The organism is Hymenobacter edaphi (assembly GCF_003258365.1).
Taxonomy (GTDB): Bacteria; Bacteroidota; Bacteroidia; order Cytophagales; family Hymenobacteraceae; genus Solirubrum; species Solirubrum edaphi.
In genome coordinates this window covers 130,973-156,170 of sequence record NZ_QHKM01000004.1, presented here as the reverse complement: position 1 = coordinate 156,170, position 25,198 = coordinate 130,973, and the positions used below count along the sequence as shown (strand labels likewise).

Annotated in this window: 22 protein-coding genes; 1 reads left to right on the top strand and 21 read right to left on the bottom strand. The window is 65.1% G+C overall.

What is annotated here, in order from left to right:
* Positions 1–16: 16 nt before the first annotated feature.
* The 18 genes from DLM85_RS13810 to DLM85_RS13725 form a co-directional block, all read right to left on the bottom strand.
* On the bottom strand, positions 17–1,090 hold the full coding sequence (locus DLM85_RS13810; RefSeq protein WP_111478701.1) for a glycosyltransferase family 4 protein: 1,074 nt from the start codon (positions 1,088–1,090) through the stop codon (positions 17–19).
* 27 nt (positions 1,091–1,117) lie between these two features.
* Positions 1,118–2,245, bottom strand: coding sequence for a dTDP-4-amino-4,6-dideoxygalactose transaminase (gene rffA / locus DLM85_RS13805; RefSeq protein ID WP_111478700.1), 1,128 nt, complete (start codon positions 2,243–2,245; stop codon positions 1,118–1,120).
* A gap of 61 nt (positions 2,246–2,306) precedes the next feature.
* Complete coding sequence (locus DLM85_RS13800) at positions 2,307–2,960, bottom strand: GNAT family N-acetyltransferase (protein ID WP_165822139.1); 654 nt, start codon at positions 2,958–2,960, stop codon at positions 2,307–2,309.
* Positions 2,961–3,024: 64 nt separating this feature from the next.
* A complete protein-coding gene (locus DLM85_RS13795) occupies positions 3,025–4,005 on the bottom strand; it encodes a glycosyltransferase family 2 protein (RefSeq protein ID WP_243635959.1) in 981 nt (326 codons plus the stop codon).
* A 56-nt stretch (positions 4,006–4,061) separates the two neighbouring features.
* The gene (locus DLM85_RS13790; RefSeq protein WP_111478698.1) at positions 4,062–5,255 is read right to left on the bottom strand and encodes a glycosyltransferase; all 1,194 of its coding nucleotides are present in this window, start codon (positions 5,253–5,255) and stop codon (positions 4,062–4,064) included.
* A 36-nt stretch (positions 5,256–5,291) separates the two neighbouring features.
* The gene (locus DLM85_RS13785) at positions 5,292–6,191 is read right to left on the bottom strand and encodes a glycosyltransferase family 2 protein (protein WP_165822138.1); all 900 of its coding nucleotides are present in this window, start codon (positions 6,189–6,191) and stop codon (positions 5,292–5,294) included.
* Between the two features lie 63 nt (positions 6,192–6,254).
* Positions 6,255–7,280: a glycosyltransferase family 2 protein gene (locus DLM85_RS13780; protein ID WP_111478696.1), complete on the bottom strand. Its 1,026-nt coding sequence runs from the start codon at positions 7,278–7,280 to the stop codon at positions 6,255–6,257.
* A 148-nt stretch (positions 7,281–7,428) separates the two neighbouring features.
* A complete protein-coding gene (locus DLM85_RS13775) occupies positions 7,429–8,835 on the bottom strand; it encodes a lipopolysaccharide biosynthesis protein (RefSeq protein WP_111478695.1) in 1,407 nt (468 codons plus the stop codon).
* Between the two features lie 110 nt (positions 8,836–8,945).
* On the bottom strand, positions 8,946–10,148 hold the full coding sequence (locus DLM85_RS13770; RefSeq protein WP_133257055.1) for a glycosyltransferase: 1,203 nt from the start codon (positions 10,146–10,148) through the stop codon (positions 8,946–8,948).
* Between the two features lie 97 nt (positions 10,149–10,245).
* Positions 10,246–11,631: a lipopolysaccharide biosynthesis protein gene (locus tag DLM85_RS13765; protein WP_111478693.1), complete on the bottom strand. Its 1,386-nt coding sequence runs from the start codon at positions 11,629–11,631 to the stop codon at positions 10,246–10,248.
* A 120-nt stretch (positions 11,632–11,751) separates the two neighbouring features.
* Positions 11,752–12,864, bottom strand: coding sequence for a GDP-mannose 4,6-dehydratase (gene gmd, locus DLM85_RS13760; protein ID WP_111478692.1), 1,113 nt, complete (start codon positions 12,862–12,864; stop codon positions 11,752–11,754).
* A 73-nt stretch (positions 12,865–12,937) separates the two neighbouring features.
* Positions 12,938–13,924, bottom strand: coding sequence for a glycosyltransferase family 2 protein (locus tag DLM85_RS13755; RefSeq protein WP_111478691.1), 987 nt, complete (start codon positions 13,922–13,924; stop codon positions 12,938–12,940).
* Between the two features lie 165 nt (positions 13,925–14,089).
* Positions 14,090–15,103, bottom strand: coding sequence for a glycosyltransferase family A protein (locus DLM85_RS13750; RefSeq protein WP_111478690.1), 1,014 nt, complete (start codon positions 15,101–15,103; stop codon positions 14,090–14,092).
* A 24-nt stretch (positions 15,104–15,127) separates the two neighbouring features.
* Entirely contained in the window at positions 15,128–15,697 is a 570-nt protein-coding gene (locus DLM85_RS13745) for an acyltransferase (protein ID WP_111478689.1), read from the bottom strand.
* A gap of 102 nt (positions 15,698–15,799) precedes the next feature.
* Positions 15,800–16,732 (bottom strand): NAD-dependent epimerase/dehydratase family protein, encoded by a 933-nt coding sequence (locus DLM85_RS13740; RefSeq protein WP_207891028.1) that lies wholly within the window; start codon positions 16,730–16,732, stop codon positions 15,800–15,802.
* Positions 16,733–16,740: 8 nt separating this feature from the next.
* Complete coding sequence (locus DLM85_RS13735; protein WP_111478687.1) at positions 16,741–17,886, bottom strand: DegT/DnrJ/EryC1/StrS family aminotransferase; 1,146 nt, start codon at positions 17,884–17,886, stop codon at positions 16,741–16,743.
* Between the two features lie 76 nt (positions 17,887–17,962).
* Entirely contained in the window at positions 17,963–19,033 is a 1,071-nt protein-coding gene (locus DLM85_RS13730; RefSeq protein WP_111478686.1) for a Gfo/Idh/MocA family oxidoreductase, read from the bottom strand.
* A gap of 63 nt (positions 19,034–19,096) precedes the next feature.
* Positions 19,097–20,011: a glycosyltransferase gene (locus tag DLM85_RS13725; protein WP_111478685.1), complete on the bottom strand. Its 915-nt coding sequence runs from the start codon at positions 20,009–20,011 to the stop codon at positions 19,097–19,099.
* 311 nt (positions 20,012–20,322) lie between these two features.
* On the opposite strand from DLM85_RS13725, the gene DLM85_RS13720 reads away from it, so the two are divergent.
* Positions 20,323–21,342 (top strand): hypothetical protein, encoded by a 1,020-nt coding sequence (locus tag DLM85_RS13720; protein WP_111478684.1) that lies wholly within the window; start codon positions 20,323–20,325, stop codon positions 21,340–21,342.
* A gap of 97 nt (positions 21,343–21,439) precedes the next feature.
* Here DLM85_RS13720 and DLM85_RS13715 read toward each other — a convergent pair whose 3' ends face one another.
* The 3 genes from DLM85_RS13715 to DLM85_RS13705 are packed head-to-tail and all read right to left on the bottom strand — an operon-like array spanning position 21,440 to position 25,156.
* Complete coding sequence (locus tag DLM85_RS13715) at positions 21,440–23,014, bottom strand: hypothetical protein (protein ID WP_111478683.1); 1,575 nt, start codon at positions 23,012–23,014, stop codon at positions 21,440–21,442.
* Positions 23,015–23,033: 19 nt separating this feature from the next.
* The gene (locus DLM85_RS13710; protein WP_111478682.1) at positions 23,034–23,996 is read right to left on the bottom strand and encodes a glycosyltransferase family 2 protein; all 963 of its coding nucleotides are present in this window, start codon (positions 23,994–23,996) and stop codon (positions 23,034–23,036) included.
* Positions 23,997–24,049: 53 nt separating this feature from the next.
* Positions 24,050–25,156 (bottom strand): DegT/DnrJ/EryC1/StrS family aminotransferase, encoded by a 1,107-nt coding sequence (locus DLM85_RS13705; protein WP_111478681.1) that lies wholly within the window; start codon positions 25,154–25,156, stop codon positions 24,050–24,052.
* Positions 25,157–25,198 lie beyond the last annotated feature (42 nt).

The window sequence follows — 25,198 nt, the reverse complement described above, 5'->3', positions numbered from 1 at the left end:
CGATGGGCGCGGCGGGCTAGCGCGTGAACAGGTTCAGGAAGTTCTGCGTGTTCGATACCACCGAGTACCGGTCGACGACGGTGGCGCGGGCGGCCTTGCCCAGGGTCTGGCGCAGGCCGGGATTCTGCAGCAGCCGCTCCAGGGCGGTGCGCCACTCCTCGGGCGTGGCGCACACGTAGCCGTTCACGCCGTCTTCCACCACTTCGGTGTTCATGCCCACCGGCGACACCAGGGCCGGCTCGCCCAGGGCCATGTACTGCAGCGCTTTGAAGGCGCACTTGCCCTTGGCCCAGGGGTCATCTTCCAGCGGCATCAGGCCCACGTGAAACTGCAGCAAATCGGCAATTTCGGTGTCCTTGCGCCAGGGCTGGTAGCGCAAGGAGCGCAGCGGCAGCTCGGGCGGCTGGTTGGAAATAACGCGGAACTCGAAGTCGTAGCGCTGCTCCAGCTCGGCCAGCACCGGCACCACCTGCTCGATGTACTTCAGGGTGGAGTGCGTACCCGTCCAGCCAATGACCAGCGGGCCGGGAATGGCCTGGTCGCGCACCTGGTTGTGCAGGTGCTCGGTGTCGATGGTGGTGGGGTTGACCACGGCGCGGGGGTTGAACTGCGCCGCGTAGTTGCGCAGGTAGCTGTTGCCGCAGCTCACCTTGTAGGCCCAACGGCAAATGCTGTCCACCTTGTGGTGCCACTTCACCCCCGCCACCACTTTGTTGGCCTCCGAGGTGTTCGGAATCCAGATGGCGTCGTCGAAGTCGTAGATGATGGGCTTGCGCAACAGCCTGGCAATCATCCACTCGAACACCGGCGGGCCGATGGGCGCCGCCTCGCGGTGAATAAACACGAAGTCGTACTTGCCCACGGCCGTCAGCACCAGCAGCAGGCGGCGCAGAAAGCCCGCCAGGATGCCCAGGGCCTTTTTCGCGGCCAGACCCGGCTTGTAGAGAATGGCCCAGGTGGCGTCGTCGAGGAAGGGGGCCAGCTGGTACTGATGGCCGTGCTCGGCCAGCAGCGGCAGGTACTGCTCGAAGCGGAAACGCTGCGAGGGCGCCTTGCCGGGCGGATACGGAATGATAAAGAGGATGCGCACAGGAAAGAGGCCGGTTCGGAAGCCGGCTCAGCGGGTTTGGTAAAAGGTCAGGACCTCGTCGATGATGTACTGCTGCTGCGCGGCGGTCAGCTCGCAGAACAGCGGCAGGCGCACGAGGCGGGCGCCGTAGTGCTCGGCCCAGGGCAGGGCGCGGCCGTCGTGCTGGGGGGCGTAGTAGGGGCTGGCGTGCAGGGGCAAGTAGTGAAATACGGCCATGATGCCCCGCTCCCGCAGCCGGGCAATAAGGGCGGTGCGCTCGGCCTCGTCGCGGCACACGAGGTAGAACAGATGACCGTTGACGGTGGCGTAGTCGGGCACCACGGGCAGGCCCACGCCCAGCGCCCGGAGGCCGGCCAGCGCGTCGTTGTAGGTGTGCCAGATACGGCGGCGCGTGTGCTGAATCGACTGCCAGTGCTCCAGCTGCCCCCACAGGAAGGCCGCCGTCAGTTCGGAGGGCAGGTACGACGAGCCCACGTCGACCCAGCTGTAGCGGGCCACGTCGCCGCGAAAAAAGGCGGTGCGGTTGGTGCCCTTCTCGCGGATGATTTCGGCCCGCAGGGCGTACTGTTCGTCATTAATGACCAACATGCCGCCCTCCCCGGCCTGAATGTTCTTCGTTTCGTGGAAGGAAAATGCGGCCAGCTGCCCGAACGAGCCCAGCGCCCGGCCGCGGTAGTAGCTGTCGAAGGCTGGGGCGGCGTCTTCCACCACCGCCAGGTTGTGGCGGTGGGCGGTGGCCAGCAGCGGGTCCAGGTCGCAGGCAATGCCGGCGTAGTGAATGGGCACGATGGCGCGGGTGCGCGGCGTCACCAGCGCCTCCAGCTGGGCGGTATCGAGGTTGGGGTTGAGCGGATTGCTGTCGGCAAACACGACGCGGGCGCCGCGCAGCACGAAGGCATTGGCCGTCGACACGAAGGTGTAGCTGGGCATGATGACCTCGTCGCCGGGCCCGATGTCGAGCAGCAGGGCCGCCATTTCCAGCGCCGCCGTGCAGGAGGTCGTCAGCAGCGGGTGGCCGAAGCCGAAGGTGTCGGCGAAAAACCGGTGGCAGCGCCGCGTAAACTCCCCGTCGCCGGACAAATGCCCCGCCCGAATGGCCTGCTCGATGCAGCCCAGCTCGGGTCCGGCCAGAAAAGGCTTGTTGTAGGGTATCAAGCGGCGACAGTCAGGAGAAAAAAACGGTGCGGCAAAGATAGCCGACGGCCGCCAGCTTGGCTTACAGCCAAATGTGGTAGATCAGCGCTTCCGTTTCGACGCGGAACCCGCCGGCCCGGTACAGCGCCACGGCGGCGTGGTTAGCTTGCTGCGTCGTCACGCGCAGCTCGGTGCAGCCCCAGCCTTGGGCCCGCTGCCCGGCGGCTTGCAGCAACGCCCGCCCCACGCCCTGCCGCCGCGCCGCCGGCGCCACCGCCAGCAGCCCGATGGTGGCCACGGGCCCTTGCTGCGCCAACGTCAGCATCCCGAGCGGCTGCCCGGCCGCGTCGTCGTGCACCAGCACTTCCCGCGCCAGCCGCCCGCGCAGCGACTCCTGCAGCCACTGGTTGTAGAGCCGCTGCCAGCTGCCCGGCGCAAAGCATGCGTCGCGGCGAAACCGAGACCAGCCGCTGCTGTCCTGCGCCAGCGCCCGCAGCGCCGGCGTAGCCGTGAATACCGGCCGCACGTCTGGCACCGGGGCGACAATGGCCCGCCCGGCCAGCGGCAGCCCGAAGGTAATGCGGTGGTCGATGGGGCGCAGGTGCAACGCCTTGGCCGCCGCCACGGCAGCCGCATCATGGGGCTCAACCAGCCAGTACAGCAGGCGGTAGCCTTGCCGCCGGGCTGCGGCCAGCCAGTGCCGCAGCCCGGCGGCATCGGCTACGGGAGCCTGCAAGCGGCCGACTGGGAAACCGAAAAAGGCGCTGTCCCAGGCCAACTTTTCCAGGGCCGAATCAGGGCTACTCATGCGGCGGGCCGGTCGGGGGCGCCGGCGGAGTCAGCTGGTCGATGAGGTAGAGCGGGCGCTGCCGGGCTTCCTCGAAGGTGCGGCCCACGTAGAGGCCCACCAGCCCGATCAGGGCAATGACGAGGCCGAAGAAGAAGCACAGCAGCAGCGTCAGGCTGGTGTAGCCGGGCACGGTGATGCTGCCGATGAAGTAGCGCACCAGCGTAATCAGCCCCAGCGCGGTGGCGGCGGCCGAAATGAGCGCGCCGAACAGAATGGCCAGCCGCAGCGGCTTGTCGGACCAGGCCAGCAGCACGTCCAGCGCCAGCTGCAGGCGCCGGCCGAAGGAGTAGCTGCTGCCACCCGCCGGCCGGGTGCCGTGGGGCACCGCCAGCGTGGTGCCTTCGAAGCCCACCCAGCGCACCAGCACCGGAAAAAACCGACCGCGCTCCGGCAGCTGCCCCACCGCCTCGATGACGCGCCGGTGGTACACCCCGAAGTTGGCCACTGCATCGTCCTGCGGCACGCCGGTAAGGGCCGACAGCACGCGGTAAAACACTTTCGAGGTGAGCCGCACGCCCCAGCCGTGCTGCCGGGCTTCGCGGCGGGCCACGGCGTAGTCGCAGCCGGGCTGCTGCGCAGCGGCCCACAGCGCCGGAATGGCTTCGGGGGCGTCTTCCAGGTCACAATCGAGCACGGCTACCCAGGTGCCGCGGCTCTGGGCCAGGCCGGCGGCCAGGGCCCGGTGCTGCCCGAAGTTGCGGGACAGGCGCACCCCGCGCACCCGCGCATCGGCCCGGCTGGCCGCTTCGATGCGGGGCCAGGCCTGGTCGGGGCTGCGGTCATCGACGAGGACGATTTCAAAGCGCCCCCCCGTCGGCCCGTCGACGGCCGCCACGATGCGCCGCACCAGCTCGGGCAGCAGCGCGGCGGCCCCGTACACCGGGCTCACCACCGACAGCAGCGGCGCGCCGGAATCAGCGGTGGGCAGCACGGGCGGGGCGGAGGCGGGTGACGACGGGCATGACGCGCGGCTCGATCAGGCGGCGCTTAGGCGCCGAAGAAAGTGGCGTAGGCCTGGCGGGCGCGCTCGGGCGAGCGGTACCGCTCGGCCAGCTGGCGCGTCTGCTGGCGGTAGTCGGGCTGCTGCACCAGCTCGGCAATACGCCGCACGGCGGCGGGCACGGTTTCGGGGTGGTCGAGGTTGAACACCGCTCCCCCACCCTCGGCCTTGATGATGTCGCTGTCGTCGCCTACGCCTTCGGTCAGAATGACGGGCAGGCCGTTGGCCCAGTACTCGCCCACCTTAATCGGCGAGCAGAACTGCCGGCAGTCGGCGGGCTTAATGGGCGCAAAGGCAAAATCGGCGGCCGAGAGGTAGCCGGGCACCTCATGGTGCTGGGCCTTGGTCACGAAGCTGCGTTCCGGGCCCAGCCCCACGGCGGCCAGGCGGGCCTGCACGTCGGAAATGGCATTGGGCGTCAGCACGATCAGGCGGAATTTCTCGCCGAAGTGCTGAGCCGTGGCGGCAAACAGGTCGTAGGCTTCTTGGTCGTAGTAGATGTCGCCGAACTTGCCCACGTAGATGCCCACGATGGCGTCGGCGGGCAGGCCGAGTTGCCGGCGCACGTCGGCCCCGCGGGCCGCGTCGTAGCCGAAGGCGGCCAAGTTCACCGAGCAGGGCACCGTCACAATCTGGTCGGCGGGCACGCCTTCGCTGATGAGCTGACGGCGGTAGTTTTCGGCCACCGGCATCAGGCCGCGGGCCAGCTGCTTCTGCTTCCGCTCCCAGTGGCGCTGAAACAGGTAGCGCGGGTCGTAGCGCCGCCACACGCCCGATTCGAGCATGTAGTCGGCGTGCGGCTCGAAGGACTCCACGTAGAACGGCAGCTTGTTTTGCTTCCACACCAAGTAGGCCAGCGCCCCGGCCGGGGCGCCGCGGGCCAGCAGAAAGTCGCTGCGGTGGGCGGCGGCCAGCTGCACCAGCTGCTTCGGGAAGCGCAGGAAGTCGTCGGTCTTGGTGACGAGCACGTTGCGGCCCGGCTCGGAAATCAGCGGGGCAAACTCGACTTTATCGGCCGCGAATGGCAGCCGGAAAGCCGGCGCCTTGCCGTTGCGCTCGATGGTGACGAGCAGCACGCTCTCCACGTCGGGGCGCTGCTGCAGCAGCTGCAGGTGCGGGAAAACGGTGGAGACGGTCAGCGGGTCGTCCAGCCCCCAGTAGCTCAGAAACAGAATGCGCATGATGGCAATAACAACGGTGGGCGGCCGGGCGGTGCCTTAGCCCCGGATTTTCTTGAGTCGGTCCACGAACTGCACGCCGAGCAGGCAGCGCACTAGCAAAATGAGGCCCTGGGCCGTGGGCAGGTGCGGGCGGGCCAGCTGCGCGTAGCGCACGGCCTCGCTGCGGTGGTCGTCGGCGTAGGCGTGGATGGCGCAAAGGTAATACACCCGCCCGGTCAGCGTCCGGCGCTGCTCGGGGGTAAGCTGAATTCGGGCCAACATCCACTCCAGGGCCAGCTGCAGGCGGCGCACCAGGGCCGAGTTGTCGGAGCGCATGGAGCGGGTGTCGTGGTCGTTCATGGTGATGCTCACCTGGTCGACGACGTAGACGCGGTCCTGCTGGGTGTTTTCGAGCATAAACATCCAGTCCTCCACGGCCGAGTAGCGGCGGTCTTCCTCAAAAGGGCGCAGCCCCGGATTCTCGCGGCGCACGCAGATGTTGCAGGCCAGGGCGTTACCGCGCACGAAGGTATCGAGCCCGTACCAGCCCTCGGTCAGCCCGGCCATGTCGCTGTCAGCGCGCACCCCGTCGCGGTCGAAGTCGTACTTGGCGGCAATGAAGTTGGGCTGCTTCAGCTCCTGAATCTTGGCGTAAAGCCCCGACAGATGATTGGGATGAAACAGGTCGTCGGAGTCCAGAAACAGCACGTACTCGCCCCGGGCGCGGGCCAGGCCGTAGTTGCGGGCCGCGCCCCGCTCCCCGTTGGCCTTGGGCAGGTACTGAATGCGCGCGTCGGGCAGCGAGGCCACGACTTCGGCCGTGTTGTCGGTGCTGCCGTCGTCCACCACCAGCACTTCCCAGTCGGCGAACTGCTGGGCTAGCACGGACTGCAGCGTGGCCTTGATGAAGCCGGCGCGGTTGTAGGTCGGAATGACGATGCTGAAGTAGACAGCCACGGAAAAGCGAAAAAAGGTGAGCCGCCGCAGCGGCGGACTGAGTACGGGCCGGGGCCGCCGGGGTTAGTCGACGACCACGCCCATGCTGGCGTACACGCCCTTGAAGCGCTCAATCCAGCGCAGCCAGTTCGGGTAGGTGCAGCGCGGGTCGTTGGCCTGGTCGAAGATGGGCTTCAGGTACTCGGTCGAGAAGTCCAGCGGGTAGTCGTGCATGGCGTCGAGGCGGCCCTGCAGCCAGGCTTCGTTGAGGTGGTAGTTGGCCGCCACCACGTCGAATTCCACGCCCTTGAACATGTTGGTGGCCGACGAGGTGAACGAGGTTTGCGTCACCTCCTGCTCGGTTTTGGCGAAGCGCGTGGGCTGGCTTTTGGTCCAGTGCAGGGCCCGCGAGAGTTGGTGCACTTCGTCGGCCTGCTTCTGCCCGGCCTGCCAGAGGTGCAGCCAGTAGGCCTTGTCGAACACGGCCGAGGCCACCGAGTACATGCTGTAGAACGGCAGCTGGAAGTAGATGCCCTCCTTGGCCAGCCCCAGCCGGTGCAGGATGGAGTGCGACTTGAACTTATTGAGCAGCAGCATCCGCAGCCACCACTCGGGGCCGGCGGGCAGGGCCAGCTCGTACTCCTGCACCTGCGGCCCGCGCCCGCCCATGCGTGCCTCGAAGGTATTGATGTTGCCGCCCCAGTAGAACTTGGTCATCACCACCTGCCGCTCCTGCATGTAGTCGGCCATCTGGCTCAAATCCACGGGCCGGGTCATCCAGATGTCGTCTTCGAGCAGGCAGAACTTCGGGGTGGCCTGCTCCACGCCCTCAATCCAGAGCTTGGTGGGGATGATGCGCAGCGAAAACGGCGCCCCGCCCGCCGCGTGGGCGTCGAGCTGGGCCACCTTGGCGTCGTAAAGCTCCGAGCGCACGATGCGCACCCGGGGGTAGCGGCGCTGAATTTCGTCGAGGTAGCGGCCGGGCGTGCCGTCGTCGAGTACCGTGATGGTATAGCTGCCCGTTACGTGGTCGTAGATGCTGCGCAGGCAGCGGTCCAGGTAGTACGGGCGGTTGAATGACTTAACCAGGATGGAAACGTCGGTGGGCATGGAGGCCGAATAACTTGCGCCCGACGTCACAATGACGAGCCGGGCAGTGAAACCGGCGGCCAAGGCCCCGGCGGAAGCGGCTGCGAAATTACTACAAATGGCGGCCCCGCCCCCGCGCCGCACGGTTATTCAGTTGCGACCGGCCACGTTAGCGGAAAAACGGCAGGTAATGCGCCAGCCCCAGCCGCGTAAGCCACACCAGCAGCAGCGTCACCCCGATCAGGCCCACCGTGCGCAGGGCAATGCGCAGCACCGGCAGCCGCAGCAGGTACAGCACGTGCAAATCGACGGCAAAGGTGGCCAGCAGCGAGCCGACGCCGAACAGCAGCAGCGTCAGATCGAGGTTGTGCTGGCTGATGCCGATGCTCAGCCCGAGGGCGCGCACGGCCAGCAGCAGAATGTTGGCGTAGAGGTAGTACTTCTGCCGCTCGGTGATGGTGTAGATGCCCGCCGTGCCCAACGAGAGCAGCTTGAACAGCGAGTAGAAGCCCAGGTAAGCGGTGAATACGCCCGCCTGCTCCCACTTCGCCCCGAACACCACCCGGAAAAGCACGTCACCGTACACCGTGACGATGCTGAAGGGCAGCACCCCGAGGTAGAGGAGCTTGTAGTAGAGGTTCAGGGTGATGCCCGGCAGGCGCTCGGGCTCGGTCTGGTAGGTTTCGGCCGCCTTCTGCATGTACACCGGCGCAATGGCCGCGCCGAGCACGTTGATGGGCATTTCCAGCAGGCTCATCGAGAAGGAGTACAACCCCACGGCCTCGGCCCCGAAGGCCGGCGCCAGCAGAAACACCGGCAGCTGCGTGGAGAGGATGTAGACGTAGCCGCCGGGCAAGTACACCAGCGGAAAGTCGCGGTACTTATAGGCCACCAACCGCAGCCGCTTCCACGAAAACTGCCGCAGCACCTCCCGAAACTCGTGGCGGATGCTCCCGGCAGCCAGCGTCACGGTGCTGACCACGCGGTTGAGGAAGTCGGCCAGCAGCAGGCCCGCCACGTGGCCGCCCGTGAGCAGGCCGTAGCCGATGGTGAAAGCCCGCCCGCCGAGGCTGGTAGCAATTTCGACGCCCACGCGCTTGCCGAACTGCTTGTCGCGCATGTACCAGGTGCTCAGCACGTTGTTCAGGTTGAACACCAGCAGCATCACCGGCAGGGTATACAGCCAGTTGCCCAGCGCCTCCACGTGCAGCTGGTGCATCACCCAGGGTCCGGCCACGCCCAGCCCGAAGGCCAGCAGCCCGCAGGTGGTCAGCGACACCAGAATGGTGAGCTGCACCAGGGCCAGAAACTGCGAGCGGCGCCGCGGCAGCAGAAAGGCGCCCGGAAACGAGAGCGTGCTGAGCAAATTCAGGTTGCTGATCAGCGCGTTGTACACCGCAAACTGCCCGTAGGCCGCCGGGTGATAAATGCGCGACACCACCGGGGTCAGCAGAATACCGATGAGGGTACTCAGCGTGGAGCCCGACAGCGTAATGGCCAGATTACGCGTGAAGGAGCCTCGCTGGCGCAGACTCTGCAGCAACTCCTGCAGACGTTTCAAAGGGGTTTGGCTCATGCCAACGGGGGGGTACGGTCCGCCTCATATCCATCAAATACGCACACTAACCTCCCGCCAAAGTTACGCCCTTCTTGCCGGGTGGTCCGGCTTGAGCCTGATTTCCCTGCCTAGCGCCCCGCCTCGACGCGGTCGAGCAGCGCCGCAAACGACTGCGCGTAAGCCGCCCGCGTATGGTGCCGCCGCGCAAACGCGTGCGCGGCCTCGGAGCGGGCGTGCAGCTCGGCTTCGGGCAGGGCCACCAGCTCGCGCACGGTCTTGATGGTTTGGGCAATGATTTCGCTGGGTTCCTGCGAGCGGATGACGGTGGCCAGCTCGTCGCGCACGGTGCTGGTTTCGGTGGTAATGGGAATCAGGCCGAAGTGGGCCAGCTGCACCACGGCCCCGCCGCCGCCTTCGCTGGCGCTGAGGTACACCGTGCCGAGGCATTGCTGGGCCAGGTCGGCAAACTTGCGGCTGCCCACGTCCACCCAGCCCATATACTTCAGGTTGGGGTGCTTGGCCAGCATGGGCTCCAGCCACGACCAGAACCGCGCCTCCCGCTCGGCGTGCCCGCCGATGTAGAGCGTCAGCTCGGGCATTTGGGCAAAGGCTTCCACCACTAGGTCGAGGCCCTTCAGCAGCAGCCCGCCGCTGCCCAGCCACACGAACTTGGTGCGGGCCTCGGCCATGTTGCGGCGCTGGTAGTCGGGCTCGTATACCGCCGAAATGTTCAGCTGATGCTTGTGGGCCGGCCGATCAAACAGGCGCAGTTGAAAATCGGTGCCGAGGTAGGTCATGTAGTCGGCGGCCTCGTTGGCGTAGTTGGGCGGGGCCTGCCGCTCGGGCGAGATGAAGAGGCCGTGGCGGCGGTGAAAGTCCTCGATGCGCCTGAGCTCGGCCATGTTCTGAAACAGCCAGTAGTTGCTGGAAGCGTAGAAAATTCGGGTGCGGCCAGCCCGCAGGTGCTCCGGCATCCGGATCAGGCTGCCGCCCTCATCGATGAGCAGGTCGTACTTTTCCCACTCGATGGGCGCCTTGCTGTGCACGTGGTGGTAGTCGACCACGTAGCCGCGCTCGTTGAGCTGGCGCACCATTTCAGCGGCCTCCCAGTACATCGAGTGCTCGTTGATCTGCGGGCACTGCAGAGGGTCGCCCTTGATGTAGTACGGAATGGAGTAGATGGAATACTTCACAAAGGCTCGCTTGGCCTTGGGGCCCAGCTTGGCCAGGCCGATGTCGTGAATTTCGCCGCCGGGCGGACGATAAGTAAAATCGGCGGTTTGCTTGAGCAGTTGCGAGAGGCGGTAGCGCGCCCCCATAATGGTTGGCATAACGTCGGTACAGTTGCCGCGAGTCCGGGACCCGCGTCATAGGGTGGGAAACATCGTTCACGTCAACCGGCCCGTCGGTGTTCAGGCCGTTGCTTGACTATTGCAGGAATGGCAGGTGCAGGCTCTCGATGCCGAGGCGCAGCAAATACAGCAGGCCCGTCACGCCGGCCGTCAGCAGCACCGAGCGCAGCGCAATGCGCAGCACCGGCAGGCGCAGCAGGTAGAGAATGTGCAGATCGGTGAGGAAGCTGCCGAGCATGCTGCCCAGGCCGAACAGCATCATGGCAATGCGCACGTCGTGGAAGTACAGGCCGATGGCCAGGCCGGTGCCGCGGGCCACCAGGTTGCCGCAGTTGGCAATCAGCTGGTAGCGCTGCTTGCCGTACACGGTGTAGATGCCCGAAGTGGCCAGCGAAGTCAGCTTGAACACGTAGTAGTAGCCCAGAAAGGCCGTGAACAGGCCAGCCGCCTCCCAGCGCGCCCCGAACACGAACTTGAACAGCCAGTCGCCGAACACCGTGACGGCCCCGAAGGGCAGCAGGCCCAGGTACAGCAGCTTGTAGTACAGGTCGAGCGTAATGACCGGCAGGCGCTCGGGCTCGTTCTGGTGCACTTCGATGGCCTTCTGGGCAAACACCGGCGCAATAGCGTTGCCGATCAGGCTGATCGGAATTTCCAGCAGGCTCACCGAAAACGAGTACAAGCCCACCACCGTCGAGCCGAAGCCCGTGGTGAGGGCAAACACCGGCAGCTGCGCCGACACCGTCTGCACGTAGCCGGCGGGCAGGATGTAGAGCGGGAAGTCCTTGTACTCGCGGGCTACATGCTTGATGTTCTGCCAGCTGAAGCTGCGCCACAGCTCGCCCAGGTTGCGCCAGATGCCCCCGTAGAGCAGCGCGACGGTGGCGGTGATGCGGTTGAAAAACTCGCCCAGGATCAGGCCCGTTACCGGCCCGCCGAAGCGCCAGCCGTAGCTGATGGTGAAGCCCCGCCCCGCCAGCGTGGTGGCAATGTCGACGCCCACGCGCTTGGTAAACGCCTTGTCGCGGGTGTACCAGGTGAACATGATGGCGTTCAGGTTGAAGAGCAGCAGCAGCAGCGGAATGGTGTAGAGCCAGCCGCCCACGCCCTCCAAGTGCAGAAAATTCCGCAGCGGCTCGGCCGCAAAAGCCAGCAGCCCGCCCAGCACGACGATGGCCGCCACCGTCAGCAGCAGGCTCAGGTGCACCAGGGCCAGAAAATGCTCCCGCAGCTTGGGCATCAGCATGGCGCCGGGGTAGCCCAGGGTGGTGAGCAGGTTCAGGTTGCCCACCACCGAGCTGAACACGGCGAACTGCCCGTAGCTGGACGGCGGGTAAATCCGCGACATAATCGGCGTCAGCACGAAGCCAATGGCAGCCACGATGGTGGTACCGGAAAGCGTGACGGCAAAATTCTGGGCGAACGAGCCGCGCTGGCGCATGGCCTGCGTGCTGCTGCGCACCGAATTACGAACCCTGTTGATCAAATTCCTGGCGGACCAATCCGTTTAGTTGAGACTCTAAAAAGGCCTTACCACTGCCCGGCGGGCAATGGTAAGGCCTTCATTATTGCGTGGCTACGCCTATTCGTGCTGCCACAGTACTTTGTGGCCGCCCTTCAGCAGGTACGCGTCGCGCTTGAACAGCGACACGTCGGCTTCCATCATGTCTTTCACCAGGGCCGCCAGGTCGTACTTGGGCTCCCAGCCGAGCTTGGTTTTGGATTTGGTCGGGTCGCCGATCAGCAGGTCCACTTCGGTGGGGCGGAAGTAGGTCGGGTCGACCTTCACCACCACCTGGCCTACCGGCAGGTCGTACTCGCCGTTGCTGGCCACCACGCGGCCGATTTCATTTACACCTTCGCCTTCGAAGGCCACCTCTACGCCCACCTCAGCAAAGGCCATCTTCACGAAGTCGCGCACGGTGGTCGTCACGCCGGTGGCAATGACGTAGTCCTCGGGCGTGTCCTGCTGCAGGATGCGCCACATGGCCTCCACGTAGTCCTTGGCGTGGCCCCAGTCGCGCTTGGCGTCCATGTTGCCCAGCTTGATGTTTTCGCGCATGCCCAGGGCAATCTGCGCCACCCCGCGGGTGATTTTGCGGGTCACGAAGGTTTCGCCGCGCAGCGGGCTTTCGTGGTTGAACAGGATGCCGTTGCAGGCGTACATGCCGTAGGCCTCGCGGTAGTTCACCGTAATCCAGAAGCCGTACATTTTGGCCACGGCGTAGGGCGAGCGGGGGTAGAAGGGCGTCGTTTCCTTCTGCGGCACTTCCTGCACCAAGCCGTACAGCTCCGAGGTCGAAGCCTGGTAGATGCGGGTTTTCTGGGTCAGGCCCAGGATGCGCACGGCTTCCAGGATGCGCAGCGTGCCGATGCCGTCGACGTCGGCCACGTACTCGGGCGAGTCGAAGGACACTTTCACGTGCGACATGGCGCCGAGGTTGTAAATCTCGTCGGGCTGCACCTCCTGAATGATGCGGATCAGGTTCGTCGAGTCCGTCAGGTCACCGTAGTGGTTGGTGAACCGGGGGTTCTTCGCGCCGCGCTCGTCCGTGATGAGGTGGTCGATGCGGTCGGTGTTGAACAGTGACGTGCGGCGCTTGATACCGTGGACTTCGTAGCCTTTTTCCAGCAGAAGCTCGGCCAAATAAGCCCCGTCCTGACCGGTGATACCAGTGATAAGAGCTACTTTCATGGGGTGCAAATTGCGAAACGCGTTAGGGGCCTAGGCGGCCGTGGTTCAATTGATTTCTTGAGAAAAGGCAGCCTTAAGCCTTTTGCAGGGCTTTGGTTACCTGATTGGGCCGGTAGATGAAGGTGGTTTCCCGCTCGGCGTTGCGGGCAGCCATAAACTCGTCGCACACGCGGTAGGTGGCGGTGAGGTGGTCTTCGCCCTCGCGCGGCACGTAGTTGGTGCTGTAGCGCTCCGGGTCCTGCACCTGCGGCAGGCCGCGGGCTTCGAAGAAGCGACGCTTGGCCGGGCGCAGCGGGCGCTTCAGGCGCTCCACAAACTCCTTGGAAGCGGCCACCGCCCCGTCGAGGGTGAAGGGCGACTTGTACACGTCGTAGAAGATCTGCACGCGACGGGCCTCGTCGGCGATGCTGCGCGGCGACATGTTGTTGAAGTTGCCGTTGGGGTTGTTCAGGTGCATGCTCAGCACGCCGTTGCACCAGGCAATGTTGACGCCCAGGCGGGTAATGCGGAAGATGAACTCGGCATCGACCATTACCACGCCGGTATAGAACAGCCCGGTAATGGCCAGCGACTTGCGGCGCACCAGCATGGGCATGTCAATCATCCAGAACGGCTCCTTGGTTTCCATCCACCGCTTAAACTCCTCGACTTTGCTCTCCCCTACCCGGGCAAACGTGAGGTCGTTCAGCTGCCCAAAGGCGGTGAAGCCCAGCATCACGTCCACGTCGGGGTGCTCGATCATGAAGTCGGCGGCCTTGCGGATGGTGGGGTACCAGTAGGCGTCGTCGTCGCTGATGGACTTGATGATTTCGCCCTGGGCCATCAAAAAACCCTTGTTCAGGCCGTGCGACTGGCCCTTGTCGCGCTCCGAGACGAACTGCTGAATCTTGCCTTCGTCGAAGAGCTGCTGCAGGAATTCGGGCGTGCCGTCCTTACTGCCGCCGTCGCACACGATAATTTCCTCGTCGGGTTGCCGGGCCGCCACCAGCCGCTCCATAATGTGGCGCAGGTAGGGCAGTTTGTTGTAAGTGGAAACGACGTACGAAATGCGGTACTCCATCAGAGATTCAAAGGTGTTGGGCAATGGCCGGGCGCAAAGGTAACTCAAATCAGGGGCTTGGCCGCAAACCCCGGCGCGGCAAGTGTGGTTTTGCAACGCGCTAATGCCGCTTCCGGGGCAAATAGATGCTAAAATTTCCTGCTTAAGCACCGCAGTCGCGGCCAATTATCCATTGCCAGTGCCCGGCGTCAGGGTTTTGGTCAGCGGGTTTTGCTTGAAGAGAAATTCGGTCGGGTGCGCGGCGTTGTACGTGCGCATGAACTCATCGGCCACCCGAAAGGCGGTGCTGAGCTGCTCGGCGGGGCTCTGGGGCTGGCCGTCGGGCACGTAGCCGCTGGGCTGGGCGGTGTTGCCCTCGTAGACCGGGCGGTTCAGCAGCTGGAACACGGCCCGCTTGAGCGGGCGCAGCGGCTTTTTCACCCACTCAAAGGGCAGGCGCTGGGTCAGCATGTTCTTGAGGCTGCCGTAGCGCTTGTCGTAATAGTAGCGCATGCGGTCGGCTTCCGCGTCGCTGGCGCGGCGCCACTTCGGGCCCTGGTTCATCACCCGGAAGTTGCTCTGCGGGTTTTCCAGGCGCACGCTCATCACGGCGGTGCTCCAGGCCAGGTTCACGTTCAGGCTGGTGATGCGGTAGGTGAATTCGGTATCCACCTGCACGGCGCCGGTGTGCAGCAGGCCGGTCAGGGCCAGGGCTTCGCGCCGGATGAGGAGCGGCAGCCCGATCATCCAGACCACTTCCTTTTTATCGAGCCAGCGGCGGAAGTTGTCGGCCACGTCGTCGTAGAAGCTCACCGATTCGAGGTGCTCCAGGTGAATCAGGCCGGTGTTGCCGGTCAGCACCTCGATTTCGGGGTTGGCCAGCATGAAGTTCTTGGCCTCGCGAATGGCCGAGTAGCAGAATGCGTCGTCGTCGGTGATGAGCTTGATCAGCTCGCCGCGGGCCCGCAGCATGGCCTTGTTGAAGCCGTGGGCCTCGCCCTTGTCGCGCTCCGACACGAACTGCTGAATCTGGCCGGCTTCGTAGAGCCCGCGCAGGTACTCGGGCGTGCCGTCCTTGCTGCCCCCGTCGCACACCACGATTTCCTCGTCGGGCTGCCGGGCGGCCACGAGGCGCTCCACCACCTGCTTCAGGTAGGGCAGCTTGTTGTAGGTGGTCAGGACGTAGGACAGCGTGTACATGCAGCCAGGAAGTGAGGCGCGAAATTATTCGTAGCCGAGGCGTTTGGCGTACTCCAGCATTTTTTCGCGGGGGCGCACCTTCACCGGCCGCGCCGGTATACCCACGTACACCGTCCAGGGTTCGGTGTCGTGCGTCACGAGGGCGCAGGCGCCCACCACGCTGCCTTCGGCGATGGTCACGTCGGGCATGATGACGGCGTTGGTGCCGATGCCGGCGAAGCGCTGGCAGCGGATGGTGCCAAAGTCCACCGTGTCGCGGAATTCCGCGGGTACCGTCACGCTGGTGAAGCCGTCGCCCATAAACCGGTCGGAGCCGCAGATCAGGCGGCTGCCGGCGGCAATGGTCACGAAATCCTCCACGATGAGCGTACTCTGGGCCCCGCCGATGATGGTCAGGTAGGGCGAGAGGTGAATGTAGTCGCCGATGCTCGCGGCGGTGGTCAAATACACGCCTGAGTCGATGGCCACGTGGCTGCCCACCGCGACGAGGTGGGGCCGGCGGATTTCGACGTTGGCGCTGATGAACACGTCCTCGCCGCAGCTTTGGAGCAGGGAGTAGTCGTATTGGGCCGAAGACAACGCGGGAGAAGCCATGGCGGGAAGGTACACATTCAGCCGGCTATGCCGCCAGACGCAACAAAGCGGGGGCCCGGCGCCGCCGCAGCAGCCCGAGCCCCCGCTCGCGCGGCCGGCAGCTTAGTAGGGGAACACCGATTCGTAGTACTCGATGGTCTTGGCAATGCCTTCCTGGAAGTCGGTGAACTGGAACTCCGGGAATACCTCGCGGAAGTGCTTGTCGTCCATCACCTTCTTGGGCGCGCCGTCGGGCTTGGTGTGGTCCCACACCACTTTGCCCTTGTAGTCGAACTTCGACTGGATGATGTCGACCAGCTCCTTCACGCTCAGGCCATCGTTCTGGGCCAGGTTCAGCGGCTGCTCCAGGCCGTGGCGGTCGGGCTGCAGCAGCACCTGCCACACGATGCGGGCGAAGTCGGGGGCGTAGAGCCACTCGCGGATGGCCACGCCGGTACCCCAGATGGGCAGCTCGCTCTGGTTGATCTGCTCGGCTTTCACAAACTTGGAAATCAGCGCGTTCAGGGCGTGGGCCTTGTTCGGGTCGGTCGAGTCGTAGGGGCCGTACATGTTGGGCGTGAGCAGGTTGATGCTGTGCACGGCGTGCTGCATCTGGAAGCACTCGGCCGTCACCCACAGCAGGCGGCGGGTGGCGCCGTAGCTGAGCACCGAGCGGTGCAGGTGGCCGTCCCACCACTCTTCCTCGCGGAACATGTCGGCCTTGGCCGGGTAGGCGCAGTTGGCAATGGGGTTGATGACCAGGGCGCGCGGGCAGGCCTTGGCAATGGCCTCGTACATGCCCACAATCATGCGCATGTTGTCGGCCACCACGGTGGCGGCCTGCTCGGTCACGTAGTTCAGGCTGCCCACGTGGGCGGCGCAGTTGATGATGTGCGTGGGGCGGTGCTGGCGCAGGAAGGCTTCGGTGGCGGCGGCGTCGCGCAGGTCGAGGCCGGTGCTCAGCGACGCTTCTACGGGCTCCACGCCGTGGCTGCGCAGCTCGTCGGCGACGTTGCGGCCGGCAAAGCCGGTGGCGCCGAACAGGACAATCTTCATTTTGGGGTTTACCATCCTTGTTTGATAACGGCTATGATGTGGTCCACGGCGCGGTCAGTGAGGGCGTCGTGGAGGGGAATGTGAATCTGGGTGTCGTCGAAGCGGCGCTGGTTGCGAAGCTCCATGCGCTTGCCGCCGAACAGGGTGTTGTGGTCGATGCCAACGTGCACGACCGAGGCAGAAATTCCCGCGGCCTTCAACTGGCGAATGAAGCTCAACCGCTGCTCTACGTGGAAGCCGAACAGCCAGTAGGCACTTTCGCGGTCGGTTTGGTACTCGAAATGCGTCAGGCCGGGCACGCCCTGCAGCTCCGCGTGGTAGCGCCGGGCAATGGCGCGGCGCCGCTGCATCCGCTCGTGGATGCCGGTCATGTTGGCCAGCCCGAGGGCGGCGGCGTAGTCCGAGAGGTGGTACTTGTAGCCCAGCTGGCGCAAATCGTACTCCCGCTCGCCCAGCTCCGACATGGGCGAATGCGCCCGGTCGATGCCGAACCAGCGGCGGTGCAGCACCTCTTCGGCCTGGGCCGGGTCCAGCGCACACACGGCGCCGCCGTCGCCGGTGGTCAGGTGCTTGATGGCCTGGAAGCTGAAGCAGGTGTAGTCGGAAATGGCGCCGATGGGCTGCCCGCGGTAGGTGGCGCCGAGGGCGTGGGCCGCGTCTTCCACCACCACCAGCCCGTGCCGCGCGGCCACGGCGCCGATTTCGGCCAGGTCGCAGGGGTAACCGCCCCAGTGCACCGGCATGATGGCCTTGGTGCGCCGGGTGATGCGGTGCTCGATATCGGCCGGGTCGAGGTTGCCGTCGGCGTAGCGGATGTCGGCGAAGATGGGCACGGCACCCGTTTGCAGGATGCTGGTGCCCGAGGCCACGAAGGTTTGCGCAGGCAGAATCACCTCGTCGCCGGGGCCTACGCCAGCCACTTCCAGGGCCAGGTGCAGGGCGCTGGTGCCGCTGTTGACGGCCGCCGGGTGCAGTAGGCCGAATTCGGTCGTGAGCTGCTGCTCAAACTGCCGCACCAATCGGCCTTCGCTGAGCATGGTGCTGGCCAATACCGCCGCCACCTGCTCGGCCGCGCGCGGGTGCACGTAGGTCGAGAACAGCGGAATGTCGGCGGGCGGTACCACCGGCCGGGCGGCGGAGTCGTCGGGGGCCATAAAAACTCAGGGAAGACGCTGGAGAAGGCAAAGATACGGGCCGCGCCCACTGCCGGGGCAAGCGGGCGCAGGGGCGCTACAGCGTGAAGGGAATCGTGCGCTTCTCGCGGCTGCTCTGCTCGGCCAGCTCGATGATGCGAATGACGTTGCGCGCTTCCTCGGGCTTCACAATCAGCTCCTTGCCGGCCGTGATGACGTCGTGCAGGTTGTGGTAGAAGTCGCCGAAATTGCCCAGCTCGCTGCGCACGATGCCGTTGATTTCCAGGCCCTGGTGCGAGGTGTGCAGGCGGCCCCAGAAGTTTTCGGGCTCCAGGCCCCATTCGGGGCCGTTGTGGGGCACCGTGCCGATGCGCAGCGCGTCGTCCTGCACGTCGCGGCCGTACTTCATGAAAGTGCCGTGGTCCCCGAACACGGTGAACTGCGGAAACGGCTCCTTGGCCAGCATGCTGCCCTTGAGCGTGGCTTTCAGGTTGGGGTACTCCAGCACCACCTCGAAGCTGTCGATGGACTGCCCGCCGGTGCGCTGAATGCGCAGGTCGGCGCGCACGGCTTCGGGCAGGCCGAACAGCTCCAGGGCCTGGTCGATGAGGTGGGTGCCCATGTCGTAGAAGATGCCGCCGCCGGGGCCGTTGTCTTCCTTCCACGAGCCGGCGCGGATGCTGTTGCGGAACCGGTCGAAGTGGGCTTCATATTCCACCACGCGCCCGAGCAGGCCGCTTTGGCACACTTTCTTCACGGTGCGGAAGTCGCTGGTGAAGCGGCGGTTGTGGTACACCGTCAGCACGCGCTGCTGCTGCCGGGCCACTTCGATCAGCTCATCGGCCTCGGCCGTGGTCAGCGTGAAGGGCTTGTCGACGACCACGTGCTTGCCGGCTTCCAGGGCCTGTTTGGCCAGGGAGTGGTGCAGGTGATTGGGCGCAGCCACCACCACCAGGTCGATGGCTGGGTCCTCGAAGATGGATTCGCTGGTCGATACCACCTGGGTATGGCCTTTCAGCTCCCGGGCGCAGATTTCGGGGCTGGTCTGGGCCGTGCGCACCTTGCTGAGCCGGTAGCCAGCGTAGGCGTTCAGGAAGGGGGCGTGGTAAATACGGCCGGCGCTGCCGAAGCCCAGCAGGCCAACGTTGATAATGGAAGTGGTTTTCACGGGCAGTAAGCAGCCGCGCCGCCCGGCCCGCCGAAGCAGACCACGCGGCGCGGGCAGTTTAGATTAGCGGAGGAACGATTCGCCTTTGGCGTCGGCAAAGCCCTTGTAGAGCGTGTCGCGGTGCTGCTGGTAGAGCTTGGCGAAGCTGTCGGCCGTCATTTCGTACTTCTCCGGCGCGATGGTGGACGAGCGGCGGTACAGCAAATCGTACACCTTGCGCTTCACGGCGTTGATCATCCGCTCGCGCTTGGCCTGCGACACGGGGCGGCCGGTGGCAATTTCGCGGTACACGTCGTTGAGGCCCTGCTCCACGCGCTTGATGTTGAGGAACTTCAGCGTGTTGCTGTCGGGGTTGATGATGCGCACGAACACCGGCTTGCGGTACCAGGCCATCTTGATGGGCAGCGAGGTAATGCGGTAGGTGTACTCGTTGTCGACGAAGCGGCTCAGGGCGTGCGTGAGGCCGATGAGCGTGAGGGCCGAGCGGCGCAGCATCAGGCCCGGGCCGTAGAAGCCGAAGGGCTCTTTCTCGGCCTTCCACTTGTTGAAGTGCGGCAGGTGGGTTACCAGTTCCAGCTCCTGCCCGGTGTAGTTGTCGTAGCCATCGGCGCCGATGACGTCGTACTCCGGGTTGTCGAGCAGAAACTGCTTGCACTCCTCGATGGCCGGGTAGCAGAACACGTCGTCGTCGTTGATCCACTTCAGCACGGTGCCGCGGCAGGCCATCAGGGCGCGGTTCACGCCGTGGGCTTCGCCGCGGTCGGGGGCGGTGATGAAATGCTGAATCTTGCCGGCGGCCAGCAGCTCGGCCAGCCACTCGGGCGTCCCGTCCTTGCTCCCGCCGTCGGCCACCACGATTTCCTCGTCGGGCTTCCGGTTGTCGATCAGGTCCTGCAGCGCCACTTTCAGGTAGGGCAGCTTGTTGAAGGTCGTGATGTAATAGGAGAGGCGGATTTCCGGGGTGCTAGCGGTGCTCAAAACGTCGGACGTTGGTTCTCAGTGAGGGGTAGTTGCCGGCGGGTGTGTAGTCCGTCCGCCGCGCACAGTACGCAGCCGGCGCCCGGCCGGGCGTCTGGCAAATGGCGACAAAGTTCTGCCTTTTTCGGTGGCCGACCAAGGTGCGGGCCGAAGCCGCCGGCAAATTTTGCCCTGAGCGTCTGAAACAACCGTTTGCGCACGCGGGCCGCCGCCGCGCCCCGCCGCTGCCGCCAGTCTGCCGAAAGACGGGTACTTTTGCCGGGTCCAACCTATTTCCGTTGCCGCCGCGGCGGCAGCCCCTTCGCCTTGCCATGACGAACCTCGTAGTGCTTTCCTACGGCAGCCAGAAAGAGTACCGGCGCGCGGTGCTGGCCGTGCTCAGCTTTTTCAGCTTCTACGACGCCCCAGCCGCCCGGCCCGAGGTTCAGGTCATCATCTACACCGACCGCTCCGACTACTTCGAGCAGTTCCTGGGCGACGTGCCGGTGCAGTACGTCATCCTTACCCCCGAGCAGCAGACGGCCATGATGGGTACCGTGGGCTACCGCCACCGCATCAAGGCCGTGGTGGTGGGCGACACCCTGGTGCAGCACCCCGCGGATAACCTGCTGTTCTTCGACTCCGACACGTTCTTTATCAAGCACCCCGGCCCGCTGCTGGCCAGCATCCGCCCCGGCGTCGACGTGATGCACACCGTGGAGTTTACCTTCAACGACATTGCCGCGCAGCCCCTGCCCCACGACAAGACGGTGGCCGACTTCGTGCGGATGATGGAGCGGGAGCCGTTTCAGACCACCCGCGGCGCCGAGCGGTTCTCGGGCACCCAGCAGTGCTGGAACTCGGGCGTGCTGGGCCTCGCGCCCTCGGTGGCGGCCTACCTGCCCGACGTGTACCAACTCATCGACCACCTCTACGCCAATTCGCACTGGCACATCATCGAGCAGATTGCCTTTTCGCTGGTGCTCCAGACCCGGGACCAGATTCTGCCGGCCATCGACTACGTGTACCACTACTGGGAAGGCGACAAGAAAGTAGCTGCCGACGCGCTGCTCACCGAGGCCATCGACGCCCGCTTCGCCGCCCTCCCCTACTCCGAAAAGCTGGCGCAGGTGCGGCAGCTGGTGGAGCGCCTGCCCGCGGCCATTCCGGCTTACCTGGCCGCGCACCGCGAAATCGGGCTGAAGCAGGACGCCATTACGGCCTTCAACGCCGACCACTTCTGGCCGGCCTACCGCGCCGCCCTGGCTTACCTGCTGAAAGTGCCCTCCGACCGGAAATTCCTGAAGGACGTGCTCTACCACACCAAGCGCGGCCTGACCTCGCGCGGCTAGCCCCGGCGTTCTGTCCAAGCAGTCCGGCCCGCCCCGAGTACCTTAACAAGGTACCGGAGCGGGCCGGACTGTTTCTGAACCGTTCTGGGATGGTGGGCTATTCGCTGGCCCCGGCTTCGGCGCCGGGACCGGCGGGCCGCCGTAGCTGGAACAGGCGGTACACCAGCCAAGCGACTAAAATTAACACCAGGCCCTGCCCGATCAGGTATTCGTTGCTGATCCAGGGGCCTTGGTTCATGAAATACACCTGGAAGGGCCAGTGCAGCATGAAACCGTCGTGCACAAAGGAGAAGGACGGGAACCGGTCGTTGGGCTTGCCGTAGGTCGGGTCGAACCAGTTGAAGGGCAGCCAGGCCTTGGAAATCAGAAACATCAGCCCCGCCGTGCCCAGCACCGCGGCGCGGCGCAGCTCAAAGGTTTCGGCCACCAGCGCCGTCACCAGGGCCAGCAGCGGTAGCACGTTGCCCAGCTGCCGGGTTTCGCTGTTGATGCCCTGCAGCATCACAATCATGAACATCAGCGCCAAACCCAGCCCGAGGCGGTGCTGCACGGCCACCACCCGCCGCCAGAACAGGCAGAAGACGATGGTGCACAGGCCGTAGTACACGCCGTGCGACACCAGAAACTGCAGCGGGCGCTGCAATACGGCGAAGGTGGTATTGATCAGGAACGTCTTGAACGGGAGGTACGGGCGGCTCGGGTCGCCCAATACGCGCGTAAGGGCCACGTAAGCCACCAGCAGCACCGCTACGTAAAGCCACTCCAGCCGCGGGCGCAGGGTGCGGCGCACCAGGGCCCAGAGCTCCGGCCAGCCGGGCAGCACCTGCCGGGCCAGCGTCCACTGGGTGTAGTAGAGGAAGAGGCCGGTCAGGACGATGCCCACGGGCAGCAGCGAATGAACGTCGGGCGTCATGCGGGGCGGCACCGGCACCTTGCGCACGTAGAGCACGCCGACGAACAGCCCGCTGAATAGCAGCGCAACGGCTATGGCCCACGCCCGGCTCAGGCCGCGGTTAGTGGTTTTGGGCAGCGCCTCGCTGTACGGAATCAGCAGCAGCAGCAGGTTGTAGGCCAGCGCCGTGGGCCAAATACTGAGCGACACCAAAGCGTTCAACCACAGAGCCAGCGAGTTGCGGCGCACGTAGAAATACAGGCTCAGCAGCCCGACCGTGGCACTGAGCCGGTCGGTGGTAAAGGGAATGTAGACGTCGTACTTGGCGAAGGCGAAGTTGACCATCAGGGCCACGAAGCCAATCCACTCGCCGGCCAGCGACAACCCCAGCGCACGGGCCGTGCGGTGCCACACGTACACGTTCAGCGCCCCGAGCAGCATATTAAACACCTGCATCCACAGGATCAGGTTGGCATCGGTAAACGGAATGCCGAGCCCGCGGAAAAACCAGTGCAGAATCACGAAGGGGAAAATGCGCTGGATGCTGTAGCTGTTGATACGAATATCGAACATATTGTATTCCAGCGACATGGCAATGCGCCGGTAATACTCCCCTTCCCAGGCAAACCCGTTGTGCAGCGGGATGATGTCGGGCAGAAACATGTACCACAGCGAGAGCAGCGTCGACAGCACGAAGAACACCCGGGCGGGCGAGCGGTAGAGCGTATCGACAAAAGAGGCGGGCTCGTGCGCTACGGCGGGGGAGCTGGTCGGGAGCATAGCGGTGGGAAAGCGGAAGCTAGGAGGAGTGCGGCGCGCGCACAGCGGCAGCCGGCTCGTGGATGTTCTTCACCACGTAGAGGGGGCGTTGCCGCGCGGCGTCGAGGCCGCGCCACACGTATTCGCCGATGACGCCGAGGGCCACCATCTGGAAGGCCGATACGAAGAGCACCACCACCATCAGCGTGGTCCAGCCCTGCGGCTCGTCGGGGCCCACCAGGCGCAGGCCGATGATGTAGAGTCCGTAGAGCAGCGCCACCAAGCCCAGGCCCAAACCCACGGCCGAAATGGCGCGCACCGGGAAGTAGGAAAACGAGAGCAGCGAGTCGATGAGCAGCTTGATCTTCTTCGACAAGGTCCAGCGCGAGGTGCCGATTTCGCGCTTGCGGCGCACGTACGGGATGTTCACGTAGGGGAAGCCCAGCCACACCATCAGGTAGAACACGTTGGAGTTGCGCTCCTGCATGCCCACCACCTGGTCGCTCACCTGCCGGTCGAAGAACACGAAGTCGAAGCCGCCGTCGGGAATGTTCTTGAGCGCGAGGTGCTTCATCAGCCAGTGAAAGGTCTTGGCAAACACCTGCGAGAGGCCCTTCTCCTCGCGGTCCTGCCGGTTGCCGATGACCAGCTTGAAGCCCTTCTTCCAGTACTCGTACATCTGCACCATCAGCTCCGGCGGGTCCTGCATGTCGGCCGTGATAACCGACAGACAGTCGCCGGTGGCGTGGGCCATGCCGGCCACGATGGCGTTGTAGGAGCCCACGTTGGCGGCCAGGTCCACCACCCGCACGCGGTCGGGGTAGGTGTCGCGGGCGCGCAGCAGGGCGCCCAGCGTATCGTCGCCGGAGCCGTCGTTGACGAACACGTACTCGAAGCTGACTTCGGGCGGGAAGTTGACTTCGTTGGCTACCAGCTCACGAACCGTAACGGGGATGTTGTCCTCGTTGTAGTAGCAGGGAATGACGACGGAAAGCTTGGGCATCGACTAAAGCAGGACCAGAAAATAAAACGCCAGGCGCAGCCGCCGGCGGCTGGTTAGAAGCGGCGGATAGCGGCGGCAACGAGGGCCACGTGCTCCTCCGTCATGCCGGGCCACATGGGCAGGCTCAGGCAGGTCTGGGCCAGCTCCTCAGCAATGGGGAACGAGCCCACCGGCATCTGCAGGTCGGCGTAGGCCTGCTGGCGGTGGGGCGGCACCGGGTAGTGAATCAGCGTGCCGATGCTCTGCGCCGTGAGGTGCTGCTGCAGCGCGTCGCGGCGCGGGTGCTGCACCACGTAGAGGTGGTACACGTGGGTGGCGCCGGGCGCGGTGTGGGGCAGGCGCAGATCGGCAATGCCGGCCAGGTGCTGGTCGTACCAGGCGGCTACCTGCTGGCGCTGCTTGGTCCACTGGGCCAGGTAGGGCAGCTTGGCGCGCAGCACGGCGGCCTGCAGCTCGTCGAGGCGGGAGTTATAGCCCACCACTTCGTTGTAGTATTTCTGCTGCGAGCCGTAGTTGCGCAGCACCCGGATTTTGTGGGCCAACTGCTCGTCGTTGGTCGTCACGGCGCCGGCGTCGCCGAGGGCGCCCACGTTTTTGCCGGGGTAGAAGCTCGTGCCGTTGATGTCGCCGAAGCTGCCGGTCTGCTGCCCGTCGAAGGCAGCGCCCTGCGACTGGGCGTTGTCCTCCACCACGTACAGGTTGTGCTCTTTGGCCAGGGCCATGATTTCCGTCATGCGGCAGGCCTGTCCGTAGAGGTGCACCGGCATGATGGCCTTGGTGCGCGAAGTCAGGGCGGCCGGAATCAGCGCCGGGTCGATGTTGCTGGTGGCCGGGTCGGGCTCCACGGGCACCGGCGTGGCGCCCACCTGCGTGACGGCCAGCCAGGTAGCAATGTAGGTGTTCGAAGGCACGATGACCTCGTCGCCGGGGCCGATGCCGAGGGCCCGCAGGGCCAGTACCAGCGCGTCGAGGCCGTTGGCCACGCCCACCACGTGGGCTACTTCGTTGAAGGCGGCGTATTCCTGCTCAAACTGCTTCACCTCCTCGCCCAGCACGTACCAGTAGGAGTCGTACACGCGGGCCACGGCGGCCAGCACTTCTTCGCGGATGGGCGCGTGCTGGGGTTGAAACGAGAGGAAGGGAACGGCGAGGGTGCTCATGCGCTAGCTCGAAACTTGATGCGAAATGAAAGAAATAACGAA